3 protein-coding genes are annotated in these 7,449 nt (G+C 58.0%); all 3 read right to left on the reverse strand.

Translation table 11 applies throughout. The features are described from left to right. Nucleotides 1-39: 39 nt before the first annotated feature. Nucleotides 40-2,001 (reverse strand): ABC transporter ATP-binding protein, encoded by a 1,962-nt coding sequence (locus tag ACY1JZ_RS02695; protein ID WP_462627947.1) that lies wholly within the window; start codon nucleotides 1,999-2,001, stop codon nucleotides 40-42. Continuing rightward, nucleotides 1,998-3,767, reverse strand: a complete 1,770-nt coding sequence (locus ACY1JZ_RS02700; RefSeq protein ID WP_462627948.1) for an ABC transporter ATP-binding protein — start codon at nucleotides 3,765-3,767, stop codon at nucleotides 1,998-2,000. The genes ACY1JZ_RS02695 and ACY1JZ_RS02700 overlap by 4 nt, the downstream gene beginning before the upstream one ends. Nucleotides 3,768-3,852: 85 nt before the next feature. Then, the coding region (locus tag ACY1JZ_RS02705) for a non-ribosomal peptide synthetase (protein WP_462627949.1) at nucleotides 3,853-7,449 on the reverse strand (3,597 nt) is incomplete at its 5' end.

Here is a 7,449-nt window from a genome sequence, read left to right on the forward strand (position 1 = left end):
TCTACCATCCTGAACATCTACGGAGTAATCCATACCTCCTCATTGCCGCGCCACGGCAATCTGCTCATATCCCGCATCCCCTTCCTCCTCACTCGCAAATAAAGCCGTGTAGACTCCGCCAAGCTGCAGCAGCTCCTCATGTGTACCGTCCTCCACAATCCGCCCCTGCTCCATAGCAATCACTCTGCTCGCGTATTGAACTGCGGATGCTCTATGCGTGACCGCAATCACCGCCATACCAGGCACAGCCTGCAGGATGGATTCCAATACTTGCGCCTCTGTGAGCGTATCGAGCGCTGACGTTGCCTCGTCCAGCAGCAGCAGCTTCGGTCGCCTGATCAGCGCCCGCGCCAGCGTAATCCGCTGCCGCTGTCCGCCGGACAACGTTTCTCCCCGCTCCCCCACCCATGCATCATAACCGCCATTCAGCTTCTCAATAAAGGAATGGGCACCCGCGGCTTGAGCTGCCCAGACGACCTCTTCGTCGCTCGCCCCCTCAAGCCCGAGCCTAATATTATCCCTTAACGTCCCGGTAAAAAGATAAGGCGTCTGCGGCACATAGCTCAACTGACGAAGTGTCTCCGCTTCATCGGGGTGAGCACTCAACTGCGTGCCCAGTGTCCATGCTCCGCCAGCGGTGGGAGAGATTAAGCCGCTGCACAACCGCAGCAGGGTTGACTTGCCTGCGCCGCTCGAGCCCACCACGGCAACGAATTCCCCTCTATTCACTGTCAGACTCACCTGATCAAGGAGAACGGTCTGCTTGCCCTCATCTAGCTCAAGCGACACCGTCGCCTCCTTAAGGGCAATGACCGGCTGGCCGCCCGCAGGCTCTACCCCTGATGCCGAGTACAATACCGACCCGCTTGAGCCGACCTTCTGCGCCTGCTCTTCGCTCTTATTAGACAATGGCACCTGACCGATAGCCTCGTGCCCGGGCAGAACCGAGCGCACACCATCTTCTCCCGTCTCCTCCTGCCCCAGCAGACCCGGATGCTCCTGCCCCTCTTGCCGGCTCTCCCCCATCGGCTTGAACAGCGCGAAGATACGCTCCGCGGCGCCTAGCCCCTGCTGCAGATTGCCCCATGTATTAATGACGCTAAGCAACGGATTCTGCACCCGGCTGATCAGCACGAGAAACGCCAGCACCTGACCGGCTGTCAGCGCGCCCTGAATGGCTGTATAGGCGGTGAAATAGACACACACAATCATGACAAGCTGATTGGTGAGGTAGACAGACTGGTTCATCGAGGTGCGTTGCAGCATATTGGCCACCTGCAGGCGGTTCTGCTCCCTGCGCTTCTCCTCATACTTGGACAGCACCGCAGACTCCATCTGGAATATGCGCACAATATGCAGCCCCTGCAGCATTTCCTGCAGGAAACCGCGCACCTCCGCATCCTTTTGCTGAAGCCGATTCCCATACGTCCGCAGCTTCCGGTCAAACCATCTGCCTACTGCAAATACAACCGGAGCAGACAGCACGACCAGCAGCGCCAGCTTCCAGTTCATTGTAGCCAGATAGGCAAAGGCAACCGCGAACAGCGCCACATTGTAGGTCAGCTCATACACGATGTTGGCGACCATGCCATTGGCCTGCTGGACATCGCGGGTCGTGCGGGAAACCAGATCGCCCGAATGGAACCGGAGCAGTGACGTATACGGAAGCGAGGCGATCTGCCGGAATACATCCGTAGAGAAATCCCGCTGCATCCGCGACTGTACCGAGTTGCGCAGATAGAATTGGAGCATGAAGAACAGGATAATCCCGATGCCCGCAGCCAGACACGCCCCTGTCAACAGCAACAGCGTATCCAGATCCCGCCGCCCGGCAGCATCGATGAACAATTGCTGTACCCACGCGTAGCCGACATCATACACGATATCTGCTGCGAGCAGCAGCACGGATAATACAAAGGCGATTTTGTACGGCTTGGCATACTTCATAATGGCGACAAATAATGAGACCGCCCGTGGCTCCGATTGTCCTCCTGTACTCACACCGCTCTCCCCTTCCCCTCATGGCTGCCTCTCTCATAGAGCATGCGATAGTAGCTGCTCCTCTCCATCAGCTCCTCATGTGTGCCCTCACTGACGATACGCCCTTGATGCAGACAGAGGATATGATCTGCTCCCTTAATCGTAGACAGACGATGAGCAATAATAACCACCGTCTTGCCCGCAGCAGCCTGCTGGATCGACTCCTGAATCATACGTTCATTCTCGCCATCCAGAGCCGAGGTCGGCTCATCCAACACGAGCAGTGACGGGTGCTTGATCAGCGCCCGTGCGATGGAGATGCGCTGGCGCTCTCCCCCCGACAGGGTTGCCCCGCGCTCGCCAATAACGGTATCGTATCCGGCGGGCAACGTCTCCACCCAGTCATGAAGGTTAGCTGCCTGTGCCGCATGCTTGACCTCCTCCAGGCTCGCAGCAGGTCTGCCCAAGCGGATATTTTCCCCGATCGTCCCTGAGAACAGATACGGTTCCTGGGAGACGTAGGCAAGCGACTCGCGCCAGCCTCTCAGCTCCATGTCCGCCAGATTGTGCTCGCCTACCCATACCCGCCCCTCATCAGGTCGATGAACACCGAGCAGCAGACTCGCGATCGTTGACTTGCCTGATCCGCTCTCTCCGACAATCGCAGTCACCTGCCCGCGGGCAAGCGTGAAGCTGACACCCTGCAGCGCCGCCTCCGCGCCTTCGGCATAGCGGAACATGACGTTGTCGAAGCGTATATCTCCCCTGATGCCTGCCCCCGGCTTCGCGCCTGCAGATGCCGCTTCCTCTTCACTTGGCAGGTCCATCACCTCAAAGGTTCTCGCTGCACTGGCAATCGCCCCCTGCAATTGCGGCCAGAGCGAGGACAGATTGGAGATCGGGCCGGACAGCCGCTCGAATACCACGAGAAAAGCCGCCAGAGCGCCCACATCCAGCCTGCCCTGCACAATCAGGTAGCCGCCATACCCGAGAATGTACATTAACCCGAGCACATACACCAGTATATTCACCCGGTAAAATACAGCCTCCAGAGCCAGCGCCTTCAGATGATGAACAAGGTAGCGATCCCATTTATCGCTCAGCAGCGCGGTCATTTTATCTTGAATCGAGTAGCTCTTAATGACCTCCATTCCTTGCAGGCTATCCATCAAAAAAGCATCCTGCTGCGCTCTGGCCTCCTGCCGCTTCGTATAGGTATCGCGCATCTTGCGAGCCAATGGATTGGCGAACAGCGGGATGACGAGCGTGATGATCAGACTGCCCAGCGCCAGACCGACATGAACAACGGACAGATAAGCCAGCAGGAAGACCAACTGCAGACTGTTGCGAAACAGATCCATCGTCTTGTTGTTGATCGCCGCTTGCGCCTCTGGCGCAGCATCATGGATGCGGGACAGCAGGTCGCCGCTATGATAGCTGTGCAGCTCCTTCTGGCGGAGCCTGACCGTCTTGTTCAGCAGCCTCGCCTGATAATGCAAGGCAGAGCGGTTCTGCAGCATGGTATGAACATACCCGCTCAGGAAGCTGCCCCCCGCTTCCACCAGCGCCAGCGCACCCAGCAGCAGGCAGGCGATGGTCATGGCCGACAGTTGCTGCTCCATGATGGCATTGACGATCCGACGCATCAATTCCGCATAGGCAGGGGTAGTCAACGACAACACGACAGACAGCAGGACGATGCCCAGATACCAGGGCCAGTAGGAGCGCGACAGACGCAGTAATCGGGTCAGCGTGCCGTACACTCCCGGCTTGTGGTTTATTTTCAAGCAGCTTTGCCCCCCTATGATGCAAAATAGTGGCGGAAGATAGGCGCGAGTACGCCTTGCATTGCACCATCCCCCGCCACAGTGTTTATCCGAGAGCGCTCTCTCTGTGGCTCAGATAGTGCGCCATCTCACGTATGGTATGATAGCGGAATACGATCAAATCCTCTGGAGCCAGATCATGCTGCTCCATCTCGACCTCCAGCAGCACTGCTTGAATCGATGTCCCGCCCAGCTCGAAGAAGTTATCCGTCACGCCAATCGGTGATACGCCGAGCACCTGCTGCCAGATGAGGACGAGTGTCCTCTCCAGCTCGCTCTCCGGCGCGACATAGCTCTCCCGATCCTCTGCGGGGAGGCTGAGCTGAATGAGTCTGCTCTTATCCGTCTTCCCGTTAGCTGTCAGCGGCAGCGACTCCAGGAAGACGATCTGATCCGGTATCATATAGTCTGGTAGCGAGAACGAGAGCAGCATGCGAATCATCATCGCATCCGGCTCGCTGTCTGCCACGACGAACCCTATCAGCCGATCCTCCTTCGCCAGCACGACCGCTTCCCTTACGAATTGAATCTCGCACAGGCAAGCCTCGATCTCGGCAGGCTCGATCCGGTACCCTCTCACCTTCATCTGCTCGTCGAGCCGTCCCAGGTATTCCAGATTGCCATCAGGCAGCCAGCGCCCCACATCTCCAGTACGGTACAGCCGCTCTTGCGGGTCGTAAGGATGAGTGATGAATCGCTCTTCATTTAACTCCTTGCTGCCGACATAGCCCTGCGCCAGGCCGACACCCCCAATATATAGCTCGCCCTTCACCCCGATCGGCTGCAGCTTGCCATCATCCAGCACCCATAGAGTTGTGTTATCGATCGGCTTGCCGATTGGCACCGACACAGACTTCATCTGCTCAGGGCATTCATAGACCGTCACATCAATCGTTGCCTCCGTTGGACCGTACAGATTAATGAGTCTGGTCGCCTGACTATTGAGCAGCGAGTAGAAGCTCTCCACATGGCTCGGCTTGAGCGGCTCGCCGCTCGCGAATACATAGCGAAGCGATTGTAGACGAGAGGCCGCATTATGAACATCAACATAGCTTATAAAAGCCCCCAGCATCGACGGTACATAATGAATAACCGTCACCCCATGACGCTCCACGGCCTCGATAATCGCCCTCGGCTCGCGCTCACGCCCAGGCTCCAGCATCACCACACGGGCACCCTGCATAACGCCCCATAATAGCTCCCACAGCGAGACATCGAAGGTGAACGGCGTCTTCTGGAGCAGCACATCCCCCTGACCGATCGGATAGGCCCGCTGCATCCATTGCAGCCGATTAAGCAGCGAGCCATGCCCGATCCGCACGCCCTTGGGCTTGCCGCTCGTGCCTGAGGTGTACAGCAGATAGCAGGCATCATCCGGCGTTAGCGTCACCGGCTCATCCTGCTCTCCTGCCAGCGGCGCAGCATGCTCCAACTGCTCCAGCAGCAGCGAGCTTACCGCATGATCGAAGCTCATGCTGAGGCTCTCCTGCGTCACAACGCAGCGGCACCCGCTATCCAGCAGCATGTATTCGATCCGCTTCTTGGGGAACGCCGGATCGATCGGCAGGTAGACGCCGCCAGCCTTCAAGATACCCAGCAGTCCTGCCAGCATGTCCACCGAACGCTCGACCATTAGCCCCACGACATCACCCTTGCGAATACCATTGGCACGCAGCCAGTTGGACAACTTGTCCGCCCGCCCAAGCAGCTCCGCATAGGTAAGCTGATCCATATCGGATTCGCTAGCCGCGGCGAGCACGGCCACCTCGTCTCCGGACATCCAGGCCTGATCGTCGAAACGGCTAACTACTGTATCTCGCTCATGGAGCGGCTGCTTCGTGGCATTGAACACCTGCATAATTTCATGTCGCTCCGCTTCCGAGAGCATCTCCATCTCATGCACCTTCTGGCCGGGTGCTTCGGTCGCACTCCTGAGCAGCTGCATGAAATGCTGCGCCATGCGCTGGATTGTCTCATGTCGGAACAGATCAGCACAGTATTCCAGACTCCAGAACAGCTGCTGATCCTCCGTCAAGGTGACGACGAGCGTCAGATCGAACTTGGCAACACGATGCTGGAAGCCGCCGTAAGGAAACATCTTGACGCCATGTCCGAGGCTGTTCACCAGCTCTCCCGTGCCATGATTATGCAGGACAAACATCGTATCAAAGAGCGGGTTGCGGCTGACATCGCGCCGTGTCTTCAATCGATCGACTAATTCTTCAAAGGCATAATCTTGATACTCGTAGGCCGCCAGTGTATTGCTCTTCACCTGCTCCACCAGCTCCATGAATGTGTGATCGCCCCGCGGCGTATTACGCATAGCCAGCGTATTAATGAAGGCTCCAATCATGTGAGCGGTATCCGCATGGTTGCGCCCGGCAATCGTCGTGCCGACCACAATATCCTCCTGTCCGCTGTACTTGGAGAGCAGCACATTATAGACAGCCAGCAAAATCATGTAGAGTGTAGCGCCTGTATCCTGTGCGAGCTGGAATAACGCCTCTGTGGTGTGCTCCTGTACCTTGAAATCTACCCGACCGCCCTTGAAGCTCTGGATCGACGGACGGGGATAATCGATCGGCAGCTCCAGCAGCGGGCTCGCATCTGCGAATACACGAAGCCAGTAAGCTTCTGCCTCCTGCTTGCGCTGCTCACCGTAGGCGGAGAGCTGCCAGAGGGCATAGTCCTTATATTGAAGGGCCATCGGTGGCAGCGTCTTGCCCGAATAGAGCGCCGTCAGCTCATCGCCGAAAATCTCCATCGACACGCCATCTGTAATGATATGGTGCATATCTGTGAGCATGAGATGTCGGTCCTCGCCCAGCTTGAGAAGCTCCACCCGCAGCAGCGGAGCCATCTTGAGATCGAACGGCCTGACAAAGGCTTCGATCCGCTCCTCTACCTCCTCCTCTGCAGCCTCAGAATATGGAATCGTTAGCGTGACTCCTTGATGCACCCGCTGTACGAGCTCACCGTCCACCCAGCCGAACGAGGTACGCAGCGTCTCGTGTCTGTTGATCAGCCCCTGCACCGCTCGCTGAAGCCTCTCCACATCCAGCGGGCCGCGAACAAGCGTAATATCCGGCACATTATACGTAATGTCCGCCAAGTGATTCAGAACGTACAGACGCTTCTGGGCAGTGGAGGCCGGATAATGCGGCCTGACCGCGGCGGGCTGAATCCGTTGAAAGGATGGCTCACGCGCAGCCCCCTTGCCGTCCGCTTCACTCGCCTCCTGCCCAGGAGACGGCGACTCTGTGATTCCATGCGCGAGCAGATACGCCGCCAAACCCTCAATCGTCGGCGTATCGAATAACGCCTGCAACGGCACCGTGACGCCGAACTCCTTGTGCACCCGCGACAGCATCAGGATCGCCTTCAGCGAATGTCCGCCATGCTCGAAGAATCGGTCGGTCCGTCCGATCCGCTCCACGCCCAGCACCTGCTCCCATAGCTGCGCCAATCGCTTCTCCGTCTCTCCCTGCGGCGCGGCATGTCCAGACTGCTCCGGGCGCAGCAGCTCCTCCATCAACTTCCTCCGGTCGGTCTTGCCATTGGGCGTCACCGGGAGCTGCTCCAGTTGCACGATGCCTGTCGGCACCATGTACTCCGGCAGCCGCGCCTCCAGATACGCACGCAA

It is taken from the genome of Paenibacillus sp. J5 (assembly GCF_054955055.1).